Genomic DNA, 18,144 nt, shown 5'->3' on the forward strand with positions numbered 1-18,144 from the left:
CCCCGCCGAGACGGAATCCTGCAGGGCGAACCTGCGTGCCGGTGAAGTGGGGGTTACGCCTCGGTCTCGGCGGCGACAGCCGCCTCCTGCGCCTCGGCGCCCTCGGCGTCGTCGGCCGACTCGGCCGCGACCTCGGCGACGTCGGTCGCCTCGACGGGCTCAGCGACCTCGGCCGTCTCGGCGACGGCAGCAGCCTCGTCCGCCGCGGGGGCGGCGGTCTCGAGGAGCTCGCGCTCCCACTCGGCGAGGGGCTCGGCGGCCTCGTCGGCCTCGTCGGCCGGCTGGTGACGCTGGATGAGGCCCTCGGCCGCGGCGTCGGCGATGATGCGCGTGAGCAGGCTCACCGAGCGGATCGCGTCGTCGTTGCCGGGGATCGGGTACTGGAACTCGTCGGGGTCGGCATTCGTGTCGAGGATGCCGATGACCGGGATGCCGAGCTTCTTGGCCTCGTCGATGGCGAGGTGCTCGCGCTTGGCGTCGATGACCCAGATCGCCGAGGGCGTCTTCTGGAGGTTGCGGATGCCGCCCAGCGACTTGTGCAGCTTGTCGAGCTCGCGCTTCTTGAGGAGGAGCTCCTTCTTCGTGAAGCCGCTCGCCGCCGGGTCGTCGAAGTTGAGCTCCTCGAGCTCCTTCATGCGCGCGAGGCGCTTGGACACCGTCGAGAAGTTGGTGAGGAGGCCACCGAGCCAGCGCTGGTTGACGTAGGGCTGACCGACGCGCGTCGCCTGCTCGGCGAGGACTTCCTGCGCCTGCTTCTTCGTGCCGACGAAGAGGATCGTGCCGCCGTGGGCGACGGTCTCCTTGACGAACTCGTACGCCTTGTCGATGTACGTCAGCGACTGCTGGAGGTCGATGATGTGGATGCCCGAGCGCTCGGTGAGGATGAAGCGCTTGACTTTCGGGTTCCACCGGCGGGTCTGGTGCCCGAAGTGCACGCCGCTGTCGAGCAGCTGGCGGATCGTGACGACGGCCATAGCCGTTCTCCTGTTCTGGCGCTCGCGCGCCTTGCGGTTGTTCGCGCCGGACCGGACGGTCTGGCGAGCCTGGTGCCCGGCACACGCCCGCTCGCAGCGCAGTTCGCTCTGGAGACCGTTGGGAGTGGATGCCGCGCGACGCGCCTCCGGTCGGCTGAAGCCTGTCGGAAGGATGTCGCGCTCTGGGCACGCGGAGTCACCCCGACGAGCGGGGTGCTCCACCAGTGTATCAGCCGCGCCGCGTCCTCCCCAGCGGACCGGGCGCCCCTCTCCCCCACCGATCCTGCCGGGCGGCCGCTCCCCGACCCCGGCGACGAGCAGGGTGAGTGTATGCCGCACTCCACCTCCTCACGCCGCCTGCTGCGGGCGGGACTCGTCGTCGCGCTTCTGCTCGTGGTGAGCGCCGCACCCTCCCCGGGTGCCGCGTCCGCCGCGCGATGGAGCTGGCCGGTCTCACCGTTCCGGCTCGCCGCGCCCTACGTGCAGCCCGCGAACGCGTACGCGGCGGGGCATCGCGGTATCGACCTGGAGCCCCTCGGCGACCTCGACGTCCGCGCGCCCGCTGCGGGGGTCGTCGCGTTCGTCGGCGACGTCGCCGGCCGCCCGATCGTGACGATCGATCACGGCGGCGGGCTCGTCTCCACGCTGGAGCCGGTGACGTCGACGCTGACGCCGGGGACGAGGGTCGATCGTGAGGACGTCGTGGGCGAGCTGTCCGTCGGAGGACACGCCGAGCCCGGCACGCTGCATTTCGGGGTGCGGCTAGACGGCGAATACATCAATCCCCTGCTGCTGCTCGGGGGCGTCCCCCGGGCGGTGCTGCTGCCGTGCTGCGACTGAGGTCCCCGGTCTCACGCCCGGGGGTGCGCCAGCCGGTACGTCGCGGCGAGGCGCTCGCTCGACACGTGTGTGTAGATCTGCGTCGTGCCGAGGCTCGCGTGGCCGAGGAGTTCCTGCACCGTCCGCAGGTCGGCGCCCCCGTCGAGGAGGTGCGTTGCCGCGGAGTGGCGGAGCGCGTGCGGGCCGACGTCTCCGCCGACGACAGGACCGAGAGTCCGCGCGACGACGTCGTAGACGGCGCGGGCGCCGACGCGACGGCCCCGCGCGCCGAGGAAGAGCGCGCGGGTGGGCGGGGCGCCGACTCCGGAGGCGGCACCGGCCGCTGAGCCGCCGGAGGTCGTGTCGGCACGAGCGAGCAGCGCAGGGCGGGCGCGCACGAGGTAGGAGTCGAGCGCGATCGCCGCCGGCCGGCCGTAGGGCACGACCCGCTCCTTCGACCCCTTGCCCAGCACGCGGGCGGTCTGCCGGTCGCGGTCGAGGTCGTCGAGGTCGAGCCCGCACAGCTCGGACACGCGGATTCCCGCCCCGTACAGCAGCTCGAGCACCGCGTGGTCGCGGAGGGCGACGGGGTCGCCCGCCGCGGCGGCGCGACCGAGCTCGTCGAGGAGAGTCGCGACGGCGGGAGCCGTCGCGACGGCGGGGAGGCTGCGCCCGCGCTTCGGTGCGACGAGTCGCAGGCTCGGATCAGACGCGATGATCCCCGCTTCGGTCAACCAGGCGAAGAAGCCGCGGGCGGCCGCGGTCCGTCGGGCGATCGTCGACCGCGCGTCGCCGCGCTTCGTCGCGTTCCAGAGCCACTCGCGGAGGTGCTCGAGATCCACGTCCTCGACGGGGACGTCGCCCATGCTCGCGGCCAGGTCGGCGAGGTCGGATCGATACGCCCGCGCGGTCGCCGGGGAGAGCCGCCGGACGTCGCGCAGCTGGGCCGTGTACGACTCCGCCGCCTCGTCGATCCGCATGCAGCCAGCATCCCGCGTTCCGGTCGTGAGGCATCGCCCGACTCTCCGCGGCCCCTGATCCTGGAGGCTCAGCCGGGGCGGTCGGCCCCGTCACGACCGGTCGTGCGGGCGGCGCCAGCCGACGAGACTCTGCTCCACCTCCCGCATCAGCAGCATGAGCCCGAGGATCGTCTCGACCTGCTCCGGGGCCATGCCCGCTCGGCAGGCGATGTCGTCCACGTCGCGCCAGGTGCGGGCGCTGAGGGCGTCGCGCACCCGTGTCGTGTCGTCGGTCAGCGGCCGGTCCGCGCCGGTCGGCTGCCCCATGCCGACCTCGCCCAGCACGAGCAGCTCGCGCACCTCGTCCGCATTCGTGACGCAGACCGCGGTTCCCTCGCGGAGCAGACGGTGGCATCCGGCCGAAGCGGCGCTCGTGACGGCGCCGGGCACGGCGCCCACGGCCCGCCCCATGTCGAGGGCGTGGTTGGCCGTGTTGAGCGAGCCGCTGCGCCAGCCGGCCTCGACGACGACGGTCGCGTCGGAGAGCGCGGCGATGAGCCGATTGCGCTGAAGGAAGCGCCACTTCGTGGGGGCGCTGCCGCACGGCGACTCGGCGACCACCGCCCCGCCGGCGGCGATGCGCTCGAGCAGATTCGCGTGGCCCGCCGGGTAGGGCCGGTCGGCACCGCCCGCGAGGAGGGCCACCGTGGGCGCACCGACGGCGAGGGCGGCGCGATGCGCGGCGCCGTCGATGCCGTAGGCGGCGCCGGAGACGATCGGGATGCGCGAGCCGCCGAGATCGGCGGCGAGCTCCATCGCGACGTGCTCGCCGTACGAGGTGGCTGCGCGTGCGCCGACGATCGCGACCGACGGGCGGGGTCGCCCGAGCACCTCGGGCCGGCCGCGCACCCAGAGTGCGAGCGGGGCGTGCGGACCCAGGTCGTCCAGCTGGACCGGCCACTCCGGATCGGACGGGACGAGGAGCCGGACGCCCGCGCGGGCGGCGAGCAGGAGCGAGTCGCGCACGGCCTGCTGCGCGAGCCGCGGCATCCATCGCCTGCGTCCCTCCGCGAGGTCGACGGCGGTGGCCGTGGCGGCGCCGGCGATCGCGACCTCGAGCGCGCGGACGGCGCCGAGCTCGTCGACCAGTCGACCCGCCGTGGAGTCGCCGGGTTCGACGAGGTGACTCCACACGACGCGGGCCTGGCGCTCGGCCGCGACCGTCGGATCAGCGGCGCCAGGTGCGATGACCTCGAGCAGGCAGGTCATCTCGGACGTGAAGGCGATCGATGCGGTCATGGGGTGATGCCCTTCTTGAGGTACAGAGCGCGGCCGATGTCTTCGACGGCGAGGAGGTCGCGGCCGGCGAGGTCGGCGAGCGACCACGCGACGCGCAGCACGCGGTCGTACCCGCGCAGCGTCAGCGCGCCGCGATGCAGGGCCGCGTCCAGCGGGCGGCGCACCGCGGATGCGGGTGCGAGTGGGCCCTCGCGCAGCCACGCACCGGACACCTGGGAGTTGAGGGTCCAGGGCGTCGCCGCAAGCCGCTCCGCCGCGCGCGCCCGCGCCGCGGCGACGCGCGCACGCGCCTCGGCTGTCGTCGTGACGGGGTGTCCGGCCGAGCGGGCATGCGCCACCGAGACGCGAAGCAGCTGCAGCTCGATGTCGATGCGGTCGAGGAGCGGTCCCGACAGTCGGCCGAGATAGCGCCGGATCGCCATCGCCGGGCAATCGCACGCCCCGCCGGGGACGCCGAAGTTGCCGCACGGACACGGGTTCGTCGCGAGAACCAGCTGGAACCGCGCGGGGAACGCCGCTGTCGCGCCGGCCCGGTGGATCACGATCAAGCCGTTCTCGAGCGGCTGACGGAGGGCGTCGAGCGAGCTCGCACTGAACTCCCCCGCCTCGTCGAGGAACAGCACGCCGTCGCTCGCGCGCGCGATCGCACCGGGCCGGAGCTGACGGGAACCGCCGCCGACGAGGGCCGCCATGCTCGCCGAGTGGTGCGGCGCCTCGAACGGCGGCGTGCGGCTGAGAGTCGTCACCGGCTCCCCGGACAGCGAGCGGATGGATGCCGTCGCGAGAGCCGCCCGATCGTCGAGCTCGGGAAGGATGCCCGGCAGCCGTCGCGCGAGCATCGTCTTGCCGGCGCCGGGCGGACCGCTCATCAGCAGGTGGTGGCCGCCGGCCGCCGCGACGATGAGCGCCTCGACGGCTTCGCGCTGACCGATGACCTCGCTCAGGTCGGTCTCGGGAAGGGGGTCCGCCGCGGCGGCCGGGCCCGTCACGGGCTCGTGCGGCTGCTCCTCGACGGTGGCTCCATGCCAGCGTGCGACCTCCGCGAGGTTCGCGGCGCCGAGCACCGTCACGCCCTCGACGAGCTCGGCCTCCTCGCGATTGGCCCACGGCACGACGACGCGGCGGATGCCCGCCTGCGCGGCGGCGACGACGGCGGGGAGCACACCCGGCACCGGACGGAGGCGCCCGTCGAGCCCGAGCTCGCCCAGGTGGACGGTCGACGCGATGGACGCGGCATCCATCCCTCCCTCCGTAGCGAGGGCCGCGATCGCGACAGCGACGTCGAAGGACGCGCCGTGCTTCGGCAGGCTGGCGGGCGACAGGTTGACCGTGAGCCGGCGCCGGGGCAGGACGAGGCCGCTGTTCGCGCACGCATTGTGCACGCGCTGCACGGCCTCGCCGAGGGCTTTGTCGGCGAGGCCGATGATGATGAAGCGCGGCTCCTGGTTCGAGAGGTCGGCCTCGACGTCGACGAGGGCGCCGTCGACGCCCGACAGTGCGACCGACCACGTGCGAGCGACGGTCATACGATGCCCGACAGGTGCTCGAGCGATGCCGTCGCGGGGTCGGGACCGATGAGCCCCACCGCGTCGATGCGCAGTCTCCGCCCCTGCGCCGCACCGGGATGCGCAGCGAGCCACGCCATCGAGAGACGCCACAGACGCGCCTTCTTGAGCTCGCCGACGGCCTCCAGCGGATGCCCGAACGACTCGGATCGGCGCGTCTTCACCTCGACGACCACGAGTTCGACGGGCGATGCCACGACGAGGTCGAGCTCCCCTCCCCGTGTGCGCCAGTTGCGATCGAGGATCGTGAACCCGAGTGACTCGAAATAGCGCGCGGCGCGGTCTTCGCCCGCGCGTCCGAGGACGTCTTTCTCTGCCATTCCGGCATCGTCGCGCGACGACCCGGGCCGATCCGGCGCTGCCGCGGCATCCGTTCACTCTCGCTGCGAAACGGCGCCTGGGGAGGAGACCCCGGCGGGGTGAGGCCCGAACCGTGCGCCCGGCGAGCCTGTCTAGGATGGAGGCACCATGGATGACGAAGTCTTCGATGACTACGACCGCGAACTCGAGCTGGCGCTCTATCGCGAATATCGCGATGTCGTCTCGCAGTTCCAGTACGTGATCGAGACCGAGCGGCGGTTCTACCTCGCGAACGAGGTCAACGTCGTGCGGCGCGACACCGAGCACGACTTCTACTTCGAGATCTCGATGACCGACGTGTGGGTGTGGGACATCTACCGCGCCGACCGGTTCGTGAAATCCGTGCGCGTGCTGACGTTCAAGGACGTCAACGTCGAGGAGCTGTCGCGCCGCGACTTCCACCTTCCCGAAGAGCTCTCGCTCGACAGCTGAGCCGGAGACCCGGGCTCAGAGCACTGTCCGGAGCCCGCGGGTCAGAAGAGCGTCGGAGCGTCGGCGATGGACCACGACGCCCGGTGGTGCCGGCTGATGCCGTGCGCGCGGATCGCCTCGCGATGGTCGGGACTCGCGTAGCCCTTGTTGCTCGCCCAGTTGTAGGCGGGCAGCTCGTCGTGCAGCCCGGTCATGAGCGTGTCGCGCGCGACCTTCGCGATGACGGATGCCGCCGCAGCGCTCGCGCAGTCCCGGTCGGCCTTGATCACGGGCTTGACGGTCAGACCCACTCCCCCTGCGGGCGTGATGTAGTCGTAGTTGCCGTCGAGGAGGACGATCGCCTCCTCCGGCACGACGCCGTGCGCGCGCAGGTCGGCGAGTGCGCGCAGCGTCGCGAGGCCGAGTGCCCGCATGATGCCGATCTCGTCGATCTCGACGCTGCTCGCCCAGCCGACGGCGCTGACCGACACCCATGCGGCGGCGCGGGCTGCGACGTCCGCCCGCTTGGGCTCGGGGACGAGTTTGGAGTCGCGGAGCCCGGCGGGGATGCGCTTCCGCGCTCCCGCCTGGGTCATCACTGCCGCGCCGACCGCGACCGGCCCGGCGAGTGCGCCTCGTCCGACCTCGTCGCACGCGATGACGAGGGGATGCTCGCGCAGCAGCCGGCGCTCGAGTGTCAGACGCGGCTCGACGACGGTCACTGTCCCGAGCTCTCCTCCGTCGGCGTCGTGGCGCCGGGGTCCGAGCCGGAGCCCTCGGTCGCGTCGGGAACGCCCGCGAAGACCTCCGGGTGGAAGTCGAGCATGCCGAACCGGTCGAGCGGCCACGTGATGAGGAACGCCCGGCCCACGACGTTCTCGACCGGGACGAAGCCCTTGCCCGGCTGGTCCTGGTTGTAGCGGGAGTCCTTGGAGCGGTACCGGTTGTCGCCGAGCACCCACAGGCGGTCGGCGGGAACCGTGATGTCGAACGGGTCGCCGGATGCCGCCGACTCGCCGCTCGGCAGCTTCAGATAGCCGGTCTCGTCGATCGGCACGTCGTTCACCGTGATCTGTCCGATCGCATTGCAGCAGACGACGTGATCGCCCGGCAGTCCGATGATGCGCTTGACGAGGTGGTCGTCGCTGTCGGGGGCCGAGAGGCCGACGAGCGACAGGAACCAGTCGACGGCCTCGACGAGCGGCTCGCGGGGCGCCTCGGTCGTGGGCGGCAGCCACCCGCCGGGGTCGCGGAACACCACGATGTCGCCGCGGTCGTACCCCGTGAACCGAGGGGTGATCTCGTCGACGAGGATGCGGTCGTTGACGAGGAGGGTGTCCTCCATCGAGCCCGACGGGATGTAGAACGAGCGGACGAGGAACGTCTTGACGAGGAACGAGACGAGCACCGCGATGAGCACGATGATGAGCACGTCGCGGAGGAAGTAGAGCCACCCGCGGCGACGCTGCTTCGGGTCGGACGACGAGTGCGGAGTCGGAACCGGCTCCGCGGGAGCCGTCTGTTCGGTCGTCATTCTGGATCCTTCACCGGGCTCGCCGGGGAGTTCGGTGGGCCAACAACTCAAGGGTCGCACATCCGATGGCCTCCGGCGTTCGCACGCGTCACGTTCCACGCGCGGCGGGTGAGGCAACCCGGAGACGACGACACCCCCGGGCGATCGCCCGGGGGTGTCGGAAGAAGAGAACTCAGTTCTCGCGCTTCTCCTTGATCTTGGCCTTCTTGCCACGGAGGTTGCGGAGGTAGTAGAGCTTCGCGCGACGGACGTCACCGCGGGTGACGATCTCGATGTGGTCGATCACCGGGGAGTGCACGGGGAACGTGCGCTCGACGCCGACCTGGAAGCTGATCTTGCGAACCGTGAAGGTCTCGCGCACGCCGTCGCCCGAGCGGCCGATGACGACGCCCTGGAAGACCTGGATGCGGGAGCGGTTGCCTTCGGTGATGTTGACGTGCACCTTCACGGTGTCGCCGGGGGCGAAGGCGGGGATGTCGGAGCGGAGCGAGGCCGCGTCGACGGCGTCGAGGATCTGCATGATCGTCACTTCCTGCAGCCGCCACAGGTCGACCGCAAAAGAGGGGAAAAGGATGTCGTGTGCCCGAGGCCGCCGGAGATGCTTCCGCACGACGGGCTCCCCTGAGGCAGAGCCGGTTCAGGGCACAAACATCTATTCTGCCATGGATGCCGCGACCGGCCAAAACGCGCCGGTCAGGCGGAGTCGCGCCGATTCTTCTCCGTGATGACGAAGACCTCGCTCGGCGAGGGCGAGGGCGCTGAGGATGTCGACGGACCTGCGGCGCCCGCCGTCGGGTCGGGCGGGAGGTAGGCGATGCCTTCTGTCGTGTACATCACCATGCGCGAGGGCTTGGCCTCTCGCCACAGCTGCCAGAGCGTGAGCCAGAACAGGCCCACGCCGACGATGATCGTGACGACCATCGCGGGCGCCCACCACGCCGGGTTGTAGAAGCCGAGCGAGATGATGAGCAGATGCCACGCGCTGAAGCCGAGCACGTCCCACCACGAGACCGCCCGTTCCGCGCGGACCGTTCCCCGTGCGCGCACGAGGAGCGTGAGGATGAGCTGCCCGAAGAAGACGATCGGGATCGCGAGGAAGAGCACCCACAGGAAGGCCCAGCCGCCGGCGCGGAAGACCGCCCAGCCGACCAGGAGCCACAGGGGCAGCAGGAACGCAGCCGGGATGAGCCAGCTGAAGAACGCACGACGCACCCACATAGCCCTGATCGTACGCCGTCGCACCCCGCCGCGGGCGTGCGCGCGTGTCAGCGCGGCATCCTCACAGGCTCCTCCTCGCGGATCCGACAGAATGGACCGACGAGAGGAGCGGCATGATCGAGCTGCGCACACCCGCCGAGATCGAGGCCATGCGACCGGCAGGACGATTCGTGGCCGAGGTGCTCGCGACCCTGCGCGATGAGACGAAGGTCGGGACGAACCTGCTCGCGATCGATCGCCGCGCGCACGAGCTCATCCGCCGGGCCGGAGCGGAGTCGTGCTACATCGACTACCATCCCTCGTTCGGGGCGAGCCCGTTCGGCAAGGTCATCTGCACGTCGATCAACGACGCCGTCCTGCACGGGCTGCCCTTCGACTACGACATCCGCGACGGAGACCTCGTGTCGCTCGACCTCGCCGTGTCGATCGACGGCTGGGTGGCCGACTCGGCGGTGTCGTTCGTCGTCGGCACCGCCCGCGACGAAGACCTCGCCCTCATCGACACCACGGAGCGGGCGCTGGAGGCCGCGATCGGCGCCGCCCTCGTCGGCAACCGCATCGGCGACATCTCCCATGCGATCGCGGAGGTCTCGCACGCCGCCGGCTACAGCATCAACACCGACTTCGGCGGGCACGGCGTCGGTCGCGTCATGCACGGCGACCCGCACGTGCCCAACGACGGCAAGCCGAACCGCGGCTATCCGCTGCGCGCCGGCCTCGTCGTCGCGCTCGAGCCCTGGCTGCTGGCCACCACCGACGAGCTCGTCACCGATCCCGACGGGTGGACCCTGCGCAGCGTCGACGGCTCGCGCGGCGCGCACTCGGAGCACACCGTCGCCATCACCGCCGACGGGCCGATCGTGCTCACCGACCGGTCGTTCCTCGGCGTGCGCTGATCCGCCTCAGCGCGACTGCGGCGACGTCTCGACGACCGCGGCGGCATCGGGCGGGAGCACGAGCTCGCCGTCGACGACGGCGGTCGCGGCATCCGTCGTCAGCAGCACTTCGGTCGCGTGCGCGAACCGCGCCGGCCCGGTGCTGAGGTTCACGAGCACGAGCAGGGAGCCGCGCCGCAGACGGTACACCCGCCCACCCGGCGCCTCCGCGGCCTCTCCCCCGAGCGACGCGAACGCTGGATCGGTCAGCTCGGGCCGCTCGCGGCGCAGCCGCGCGAGCGAGCGGTAGAGCGCGAGCAGCCGTGCGTGCTCGTCCCGGGATGCCTCGCTCCAGTCGAGCTTCGACCGCTGGAAGGTCGCGGGGTCCTGGGGATCGGGCACGAGCGCCGGATCCCATCCCATCCGCGCGAACTCCGCGAGACGTCCCCTGGCGGTCGCCTCGCCGAGGTCGTGCTCGGGATGCGACGTGAAGAACTGCCACGGTGTGGACGCGCCCCATTCCTCGCCCATGAAGAGCATGGGCGTTCCCGGAGCCGTGAGAGTCAGCACAGCCGCGACGGCGAGGCGCTCGAAGGACAGGGACTGCGAGAGGCGGTCGCCCGCGGCCCGATTGCCGATCTGATCGTGGTCCTGCGCGAAGGTGACCAGTCGCCACGCGGGCACGGAAGGAGGGATGGGATGCCCGTGGTCGCGCCCCCGGAACGACGAATGCCCGCCGTCGTGGAAGAAGCCCTGCGACCACGCCTTGGGCAGCGCGTCGAGCGCCGCGAAGTCGGAGTAGTAGCCCGACGTCTCGCCCGTGAGGGCGACGTGGACGGCGTGGTGCCAGTCGTCGCTCCACTGCGCGGTGAGCCCGTAGCCGCGCGCCTCGCGCGGCAGGATCAGCTTCGGGTCGTTGAGGTCGGACTCGGCGATGAGCGTCAGCGGGCGCCCGAGGTGGGCGGACAGCCTGTCGGTCGCCTCGGCGAGCTCCTGGAGCAGGTGAACGGGACCCTCATCGTGCAGCGCGTGGACGGCATCCAGCCGCAGGCCGTCGACGTGGAAGTCGCGCATCCACATGACGGCGTTCTCGACGATGAACGCCCGGACGGCCGGCTCGTCGAGGTTGACGCTCTCTCCCCACGTGTTGCGGGCCGTGTCGCGGAGGTACGGACCGAACTCGGGGAGATAGTTGCCGCTGGGGCCGAGGTGGTTGTAGACGACGTCCTGCACGACGGCCAGGCCGGCCGCGTGTGCCGCGTCGACGAACCGCTGATACGCCGCGGGGCCGCCGTACGCCTCGTGCACCGTGTACCAGAGGACGCCGTCGTAGCCCCAGTTCCAGACCCCGTTGAACCCGTTGACCGGCAGCAGCTCGACGTGGGACACACCCAGCTCGACGAGGTGTCCGAGGCGATCGATCGCGGCATCCAGGGTGCCTTCGGGGGTGAAGGTGCCGACGTGCAGCTCGTAGACGAGGCCGCCGGCGAGCTGACGGCCGGTCCAGTCCGTGTCGGCCCAGGCGTGGGCGTCCGGGTCGAACCACGCGGAGGCCTCGTGGACCCCGCGCGGCTGCCGGCGCGAGCGCGGGTCGGGGCGCAGCGCGTCGGACTCGTCGAGCACGAACCCGTACTCCTCGCCGTCGGCGAGGTCGACCTTCGCCGTCCACCATCCGCCGTCGCGGCGGCGGAGGTCGGCATCCACTCCCCCGTCGGGCCTGCGCAGCCGTACCCGCTGCGCGCGGGGCGCCCACACCTCGATCATGCGCCCTCCTCCGTCGCGAGGAGCGCCACGGGGTAGATCGACAGCAGGTCGGCGAGGGGAACCTCGCCGCCTTCGAACCGGCGGCCCGTGAACACGTCGACCGTGGGGCCCGAGTGGCGCAGCAGTGTCGTGTCGCCCCAGCCGCCCCGGCGCTCGAGCGACACCGGCAGGCGCGTCGCCACAGCCAGGGCGCCACCGCGGTCGAACGCGATCGCGTGCGATGACGCCTCGCCGACCACCGTCATGGGCGTGTAGCGCGTGAAGAGGTCGGGCCGGTCGCGGCGCAGACGCAGTGCACGCGAGGTCACGAGGAGCTTCGCCGCGCCGTGCTTGTCGATCGTGGGGAGCTCGCCGCGGGAGACGGCGGCATCGAGTTCGGCGAGCAGCACGCGGCGCGCGTCGTAGTCGACGGGACGGCGGTTGTCGGGATCGACGAGCGAGGTCTCCCACAGCTCCGACCCCTGGTACACGTCGGGGACGCCGGGACCGGCGAGCTGCAGCAGCTTCGCGCTGAGCGCGTTCGACCAGCCGTACCGACGGATCTCCCCCACGAATTCGTTCACCATGGCGACGGCGCGACCGAACGCGGCGTCGACGAGGTCGTGCACCCGGCCCTCGAAGTGCGGATCGGGATCCCACCAGCCCGTCCCCTCGCCGGCCTCGCGGGCGGCCTTCTCCGCGTACGCGTGCAGCCGGTCGGGCGTCGCCGGCCACGCGCCGACGATGGCCTGCCACATGAGGCTGTCGAACGGACCGTGACCCGTCGACGCGATGCCGCGGAGCCGCTCGAGCACCTCCGCCCAGCGCTCGGGCACCTCGGAGAGCACGGACAGGCGGGCGCGGACGTCCTCACCGCGCTTCGTGTCGTGCGTCGAGAGCGCCGTCATCGCGAGCGGCCACGAGGCCTGGCGCGCCGCCGACGCGCGGTGGAATCCGTCGACCGACACCGAGAAGACGCCCGGGTCGCCCCCGACCTCGGTCAGCGTGCCGAGCCGCGTCTGCCGGTAGAACGCGGTGTCTTCGACGCCCTTCGCCATGACCGGCCCCGTCGTCTGCTGGAAGCGCCGTGCGGCCTCGAGCGCCGGGTCGGCCAGCACCGGCAGCAGTCCGGCGATCGCCGCGGCGAGATCGGGACGGCGACGGGATGCCTCCGCTGCGGCCGCGTCGAGATGCTCGCGACCCGCGGGGAGATACGAGCGGTAGACCGGGAAGCAGGCGAGGAGCTCCGCGAGCGCGTCCTCCGCGTCCTCGACGGGAGCGGGGAGCGAGCGGGCGATCCGCCTGATCTCGGAGACCTGGATGGTGTCGGCGATCATGCGCTTCGTGTCGTGGATCAGCTCGGGGTAGGGCACCGGCGCAGGAAGCCCTGTGTCTGCGCGGAGCGCCGCGTCGAGGGCGTCGAGCTCCGCCTCCCCGGCCGGATCGACGAGCACGCGGTCGATGACCGCCATCGCGTCGTACCCCGTCGTGCCGTCGGTCTCCCACCAGGCAGGCAGCGCCTCGGGAAGGTCGGTGCCGCTGTGCTCGAGGATCTTCTCGACGAGGACGTACGCGCCGTCGGTCGCGTCGGCGAGCCGCTCGAGATACCCACCGGGGTCGAGAAGCCCGTCGGGGTGATCGATGCGGAGGCCGTCGACGAGACCCTCGCGCACCCACCTCAGGATCTCGGCGTGACTCTCGTCGAAGACGGCCTGGTCCTCGACGCGGAGTCCCGCGAGGGTCGTCGTGGCGAAGAAGCGGCGGTAGCCGAGCTCCCCCGCCTGGCGCCGCCAGAAGAGGAGCTCCCAGTGCTGACGCGCGAGCACCTCGCGCACGGCGGCCGCATCGGTCGTCGGCTCCGCAGGTGCCGATCCCTCGGCGAGCGGCAGGACGTGCTCGTAGTACCGGAGCGTGCCGAACGGCGCCTGCGCGGCCGGTGCGGGGTCCGCGGCGAGCTCCCCTGCCGCGAGGGCGTCATCCAGTTCCCGCCCGAGGATCGGGACGGTGATCCGTCCGTCCGAGAGGTCCCAGTCGACGTCGAACGCCCGGGCGTACCGCGACCCGCGGCCGCGGAGCAGGACGTCCCACCACCACGGGTTCTGCGCCGGCTCACCGACGCCCATGTGGTTGGGGACGATGTCGACCAGGATGCCGAGCCGCGCGCGGCGCGCAGCATCCACGAATCTCTCCAGCGCGTCAGGGCCGCCGCGTGCCGGATCGACCTGCGACGGGTCCACCACGTCGTAGCCGTGGTTCGAGCCCTCCGTCGACCGCAGGATCGGTGACAGATAGGCCCACCCGACCCCGAGGTCGCGGAGGTAGCCCGTGACGCCGGCCGCGGCATCCAGATCGAAGTCTTTCGTGATCTGCAGGCGATAGGTCGACGACGGATGCACGGATCGCTCCTTCGCTATCTCGGGACCTCGAGCTTGGGCGCGGCCGCCGGCACCTCGTCGGCCGACGTCGTCAGCGTCGCCGCGACAGACGCGGCGACCGAGTGGTCGGCCTCGATCTCGGGCGCGACGAACTCGCGGAGCAGGACGAGCGCCTTGGCCTGCACGGTGACCGTCGAGCCGGGCTCGATCGGATCGAAGCCCGCCTGCTCTCCGGCGGTGTCGACGATGATGTCCCAGAGGGGGCTGAAGTCGACCTCGGGGATGTGGAAGTCGACGGGGTCGTCGCCGGCGTTGAGCAGCACGATGAAGTGGCGGTCGTCGATGGGCTGGCCCCGGCGGTCGCGCTCGCGGATGCCCTTGCCGTTGAGGAAGACGCTGATCGCGCGGCCGAAGCCGGACTCCCAGTCCTCGGGCTGCATCTGCGATCCGTCCGGACGACCCCACACGATGTCGGGCACGGGTGCGCCCGCCTCGCGGCGGATGGGGCGGCCGTTGAAGAACCGCTGGCGGCGGAAGGTCGGGTGGTCCTTGCGGATCTTCGCGAGCGCCGCCGCGAACTCGAGGAGCGGCTGGTCGGCCGCCTCCCAGTTGACCCACGTGATCTCGTTGTCCTGCGCGTAGCCGTTGTTGTTGCCGCCCTGCGTGCGGCCGAGCTCGTCGCCGTGGAGGAGCATCGGCACGCCCTGGGAGAGCATGAGCGTCGCGATGAAGTTGCGCTGCTGGCGCGCCCGGATGGTCAGGACGTCGGGATCGTCGGTCGGCCCCTCGACGCCGTGGTTGTTGGAGCGATTGTGCGATTCGCCGTCGTTGTTGCCCTCGCCGTTCGCCTCGTTGTGCTTCTCGTTGTACGACACGAGATCGCGCAGCGTGAAGCCGTCGTGGGCGGTGACGAAGTTGACGGATGCCACAGGCCGGCGTCCCGAGTGCTCGTAGAGGTCGGCCGACCCCGTGAGCCGCGACGCGAACTCGCCGAGCGTCGCCGGCTCGCCCCGCCAGAAGTCGCGGACGGTGTCGCGGTACTTGCCGTTCCACTCCGTCCACTGGGGCGGGAAGTTGCCGACCTGGTAGCCGCCGGGGCCGATGTCCCACGGCTCGGCGATGAGCTTGACCTGCGAGACCACCGGATCCTGCTGCACGAGCTCGAAGAAGGTGGCGAGGCGGTCGACGTCGTAGAACTCGCGGGCGAGTGTTGCGGCGAGGTCGAAGCGGAAGCCGTCGACGTGCATCTCGAGGACCCAGTAGCGCAGCGAGTCCATGATGAGCTGCAGGGCGTGCGGATTGCCGACGTTGAGGCTGTTCCCCGTGCCGGTGTAGTCGGTGTAGTACCGCTTGTCCTTGTCCTCGAGGCGGTAGTACGCGGCGTTGTCGATGCCGCGCATCGAGAGCGTGGGCCCCATGTGGTTGCCCTCGGCCGTGTGGTTGTAGACCACGTCGAGGATGACCTCGATGCCCGCGGCGTGCAGGGCGCGCACCATGCCCTTGAACTCCTGCACCTGCTGTCCGCGGTCGCCCGTTGCCGAGTAGGTGTTCTGCGGCGCGAGGAAGGCGATGGTGTTGTAGCCCCAGTAGTTGGAGAGGCCCTTCTCCTGAAGGGTCGAGTCATTCACGAACTGGTGCACCGGCATGAGCTCGATCGCCGTCACGCCGAGCTTCTTCAGGTGCTCGATGACGGCGGGGTGGGCGATCGCGCTGTAGGTGCCCCGGATCTCCTCGGGGATGAGGGGATGCAGCTTCGTGAGGCCCTTCACGTGCGCCTCGTAGATGAACGTCTCGGAGTACGGCGTCTTCGGGAGGCGGTCGCCGCCCCAGTCGAAGAAGGGGTTGACGACGACGCCCTTCATCATCGACGACGCGGAGTCGTCGTCGTTGCGGGAGTCGGGCTTGCCGAAGTTGTACCCGAACACCGACTGGTTCCATTTGACCTGGCCCTCGACGGCCTTCGCGTAGGGGTCGAGGAGCAGCTTGCTGGCGTTGAACCGCTGGCCCGAGGACGGGTCGAACCGTCCGTGCACGCGGTAGCCGTAGCGCTGCCCGGGGCCGATGTTCGGGAGATAGGCGTGCCAGACGTAGGCATCGACGTCGCGCAGCTCGACCCGCGTCTCCTTCCCGCGATCCCCGAAGAGGCATAGCTCGACGCGCTCCGCACCCTCGCTGAACAGCGCGAAATTCGTGCCGTTTCCGTCATAGGTCGCTCCGAGCGGATACGCGGACCCTGGCCATGCCTGCACGTGCAGTCCTCCTGGTTCGATGGGAATCCCACCCTAGTGGAGCGCGAAAACCGTCCATCGGCCCTTGCGCGGGCTCCCGAGGTGTGATGAGGAATGCGGCGGAAGCGTCAGCCGAGGACTTCGCTGCCGCCCGTGCCGACGATGTGCACGCGCACGTTGTTGGTGGAGCCCGCGATCCCGGGAGGCGCCCCTGCCGTCACGACGACGCGATCGCCGCGCTCGGCGAGGTGGCTGGACAGGAGCGTCTCGTCGAGGATCGACATCAGCTCGTCCGTCGTGTCGCCGCGCTCGACGAGGAACGTGTCGACGCCCCACAGCAGCGCGTTCCGGGATCTCGTCGAGGGGAGGTCGGTGAAGGCGAGGATCGGCACGCGATCGCGCAGGCGCGACATCCTCCTGGCCGAATCGCCCGACTGGCTGAAGACGCAGACGTATCTCGCATCGACGAAGTCGGCGATGCTCTTCGCGGCCAGCGTCATCGCACCGCCCTGCGTGCGGGGCTTCGTGCCGAGGGGCGGTATGCGCTCGAGGCCTTGCTCCTCGGTCGAGGCGATGACGCGCGCCATGGTCTCGACGACCGTGACCGGGTGGGCGCCGACGCTCGTCTCGCCCGACAGCATGACGGCATCCGCGCCGTCCAGCACGGCGTTCGCGACGTCGGACGTCTCTGCGCGCGTCGGGACGGGATTGTGGATCATCGACTCGAGCATCTGCGTCGCGACGATCACCGGCTTGGCCCAGCGGCGCGCGAGCTCGATCGCGTGCTTCTGCACGATCGGCACGGCCTCCAGCGGCAGCTCGACGCCGAGGTCGCCCCGCGCCACCATGACGCCGTCGAAGGCGTCGATGATCTCCTGCAGGTGCTCGACCGCCTCCGGCTTCTCGATCTTCGCGATGATCGGGACGCGGCGATCCTCCTCCGCCATGATGACGCGAGCGCGCTGGACGTCCTTGGGATCGCGCACGAAGGACAGCGCGATCATGTCGGCGCCGAGCCGAAGCGCCCAGCGCAGGTCGGCCTCGTCCTTCTCGCTGAGCGCGGCGGCGCTCACGGCGATGCCGGGGAGGTTGATGCCCTTGTTGTTCGACACGGCGCCGCCCACAAGCACCTCGGTGCGCACGCGCACACCGTCGGTCTCGACCACGCGCACGCGCACCTTGCCGTCGTCGATGAGGAGGATGTCGCCCTCCGAGACGTCCTTCGCGAGCTGGGGGAAGGTGGTGCCGACGAGCTCCTTCGTGCCGGGGACGTCCTCCGTCGTGATCGTGAAGATGTCGCCGGGCTCGAGCACATGCGGCCCGTCGGCGAATCGCGCGAGCCGGATCTTCGGGCCCTGCAGGTCGACGAGCACCCCGACGGCGCGACCCGTCGCGTCGCTCGCACGCCGGACGTGCGCGTAGGCCTGCTCGTGCACGGCGTAGTCGCCGTGGCTGCGGTTCAGGCGCGCGACGTCGAGCCCCGCGCGCACGAGCGCCTCGACGGTCTCGTAGCTCTCGGTGGACGGCCCCAGGGTGGCGACGATCTTCGCACGACGCATGGGCGCTCCTTCTGTCGGGTGATGGCCAGTCTTGCTCATCGACGGGTGGGCGTGGGTTTCCCCTCGGTAACGCTCGCGTATCCGGCCGGGGACCGCCAGGCCGCGTTCTCACATCGGCGTCGTCCTGGACGTGAGAGAAACGTTCGATCGGAGTAACGGAAGCCGGACGGGCGGCGAAACACCGCGCTCCTACCGTGGCGATCACCGAGGACCCCGTCGATCGGA

Annotated in this window: 16 protein-coding genes; 3 read left to right on the top strand and 13 right to left on the bottom strand. The window is 71.1% G+C overall.

Annotated features, from left to right (window positions below; genetic code table 11):
- Positions 1-53 precede the first annotated feature (53 nt).
- Complete coding sequence (gene rpsB / locus AAIB33_RS06780) at positions 54-974, bottom strand: 30S ribosomal protein S2 (protein WP_345802786.1); 921 nt, start codon at positions 972-974, stop codon at positions 54-56.
- A 330-nt stretch (positions 975-1,304) separates the two neighbouring features.
- On the opposite strand from rpsB, the gene AAIB33_RS06785 reads away from it, so the two are divergent.
- A complete protein-coding gene (locus AAIB33_RS06785) occupies positions 1,305-1,814 on the top strand; it encodes a M23 family metallopeptidase (protein WP_345802787.1) in 510 nt (169 codons plus the stop codon).
- 11 nt (positions 1,815-1,825) lie between these two features.
- Here AAIB33_RS06785 and AAIB33_RS06790 read toward each other — a convergent pair whose 3' ends face one another.
- The 4 genes from AAIB33_RS06790 to AAIB33_RS06805 form a co-directional block, all read right to left on the bottom strand.
- Positions 1,826-2,773: a tyrosine-type recombinase/integrase gene (locus AAIB33_RS06790; RefSeq protein ID WP_345802788.1), complete on the bottom strand. Its 948-nt coding sequence runs from the start codon at positions 2,771-2,773 to the stop codon at positions 1,826-1,828.
- A 90-nt stretch (positions 2,774-2,863) separates the two neighbouring features.
- Positions 2,864-4,051, bottom strand: coding sequence for a DNA-processing protein DprA (dprA, locus tag AAIB33_RS06795; protein ID WP_345802789.1), 1,188 nt, complete (start codon positions 4,049-4,051; stop codon positions 2,864-2,866).
- A complete protein-coding gene (locus AAIB33_RS06800; protein WP_345802790.1) occupies positions 4,048-5,577 on the bottom strand; it encodes a YifB family Mg chelatase-like AAA ATPase in 1,530 nt (509 codons plus the stop codon). The genes dprA and AAIB33_RS06800 overlap by 4 nt, the downstream gene beginning before the upstream one ends.
- Positions 5,574-5,936 carry a YraN family protein gene (locus AAIB33_RS06805; RefSeq protein WP_345802791.1) on the bottom strand — a complete coding sequence of 121 codons (363 nt, stop codon included), beginning with the start codon at positions 5,934-5,936 and terminating at the stop codon, positions 5,574-5,576. Before AAIB33_RS06805 ends, AAIB33_RS06800 begins: the two co-directional genes overlap by 4 nt.
- A 148-nt stretch (positions 5,937-6,084) precedes the next feature.
- On the opposite strand from AAIB33_RS06805, the gene AAIB33_RS06810 reads away from it, so the two are divergent.
- Positions 6,085-6,408, top strand: coding sequence for a DUF2469 family protein (locus AAIB33_RS06810; RefSeq protein ID WP_345802792.1), 324 nt, complete (start codon positions 6,085-6,087; stop codon positions 6,406-6,408).
- 41 nt (positions 6,409-6,449) lie between these two features.
- Here AAIB33_RS06810 and AAIB33_RS06815 read toward each other — a convergent pair whose 3' ends face one another.
- The 4 genes from AAIB33_RS06815 to AAIB33_RS06830 form a co-directional block, all read right to left on the bottom strand.
- Positions 6,450-7,109 (bottom strand): ribonuclease HII, encoded by a 660-nt coding sequence (locus AAIB33_RS06815; protein ID WP_345802793.1) that lies wholly within the window; start codon positions 7,107-7,109, stop codon positions 6,450-6,452.
- Positions 7,106-7,921 (bottom strand): signal peptidase I, encoded by an 816-nt coding sequence (gene lepB / locus AAIB33_RS06820; protein WP_345802794.1) that lies wholly within the window; start codon positions 7,919-7,921, stop codon positions 7,106-7,108. Before lepB ends, AAIB33_RS06815 begins: the two co-directional genes overlap by 4 nt.
- A 172-nt stretch (positions 7,922-8,093) precedes the next feature.
- On the bottom strand, positions 8,094-8,441 hold the full coding sequence (rplS, locus tag AAIB33_RS06825; protein ID WP_165129450.1) for a 50S ribosomal protein L19: 348 nt from the start codon (positions 8,439-8,441) through the stop codon (positions 8,094-8,096).
- Between the two features lie 173 nt (positions 8,442-8,614).
- Positions 8,615-9,139 carry an MFS transporter permease gene (locus tag AAIB33_RS06830; protein WP_345802795.1) on the bottom strand — a complete coding sequence of 175 codons (525 nt, stop codon included), beginning with the start codon at positions 9,137-9,139 and terminating at the stop codon, positions 8,615-8,617.
- A gap of 113 nt (positions 9,140-9,252) precedes the next feature.
- On the opposite strand from AAIB33_RS06830, the gene map reads away from it, so the two are divergent.
- Positions 9,253-10,035: a type I methionyl aminopeptidase gene (map, locus tag AAIB33_RS06835; RefSeq protein ID WP_345802796.1), complete on the top strand. Its 783-nt coding sequence runs from the start codon at positions 9,253-9,255 to the stop codon at positions 10,033-10,035.
- Positions 10,036-10,041: 6 nt separating this feature from the next.
- On the opposite strand, the gene treZ is transcribed toward map, so the two are convergent.
- The 4 genes from treZ to pyk all read right to left on the bottom strand — a co-directional run bounded on the left by treZ (position 10,042) and on the right by pyk (position 17,919).
- Complete coding sequence (treZ, locus tag AAIB33_RS06840) at positions 10,042-11,778, bottom strand: malto-oligosyltrehalose trehalohydrolase (RefSeq protein WP_345802797.1); 1,737 nt, start codon at positions 11,776-11,778, stop codon at positions 10,042-10,044.
- Complete coding sequence (gene treY / locus AAIB33_RS06845; RefSeq protein ID WP_345802798.1) at positions 11,775-14,153, bottom strand: malto-oligosyltrehalose synthase; 2,379 nt, start codon at positions 14,151-14,153, stop codon at positions 11,775-11,777. The genes treZ and treY overlap by 4 nt, the downstream gene beginning before the upstream one ends.
- Positions 14,154-14,167: 14 nt before the next feature.
- Positions 14,168-16,381: a glycogen debranching protein GlgX gene (glgX, locus tag AAIB33_RS06850; protein ID WP_345802799.1), complete on the bottom strand. Its 2,214-nt coding sequence runs from the start codon at positions 16,379-16,381 to the stop codon at positions 14,168-14,170.
- A 107-nt stretch (positions 16,382-16,488) separates the two neighbouring features.
- Positions 16,489-17,919 (bottom strand): pyruvate kinase, encoded by a 1,431-nt coding sequence (gene pyk, locus AAIB33_RS06855; protein ID WP_345802800.1) that lies wholly within the window; start codon positions 17,917-17,919, stop codon positions 16,489-16,491.
- Between the last annotated feature and the right edge of the window lie 225 nt (positions 17,920-18,144).

The organism is Microbacterium sp. AZCO (assembly GCF_039614715.1).
Lineage (GTDB): Bacteria > Actinomycetota > Actinomycetes > Actinomycetales > Microbacteriaceae > Microbacterium.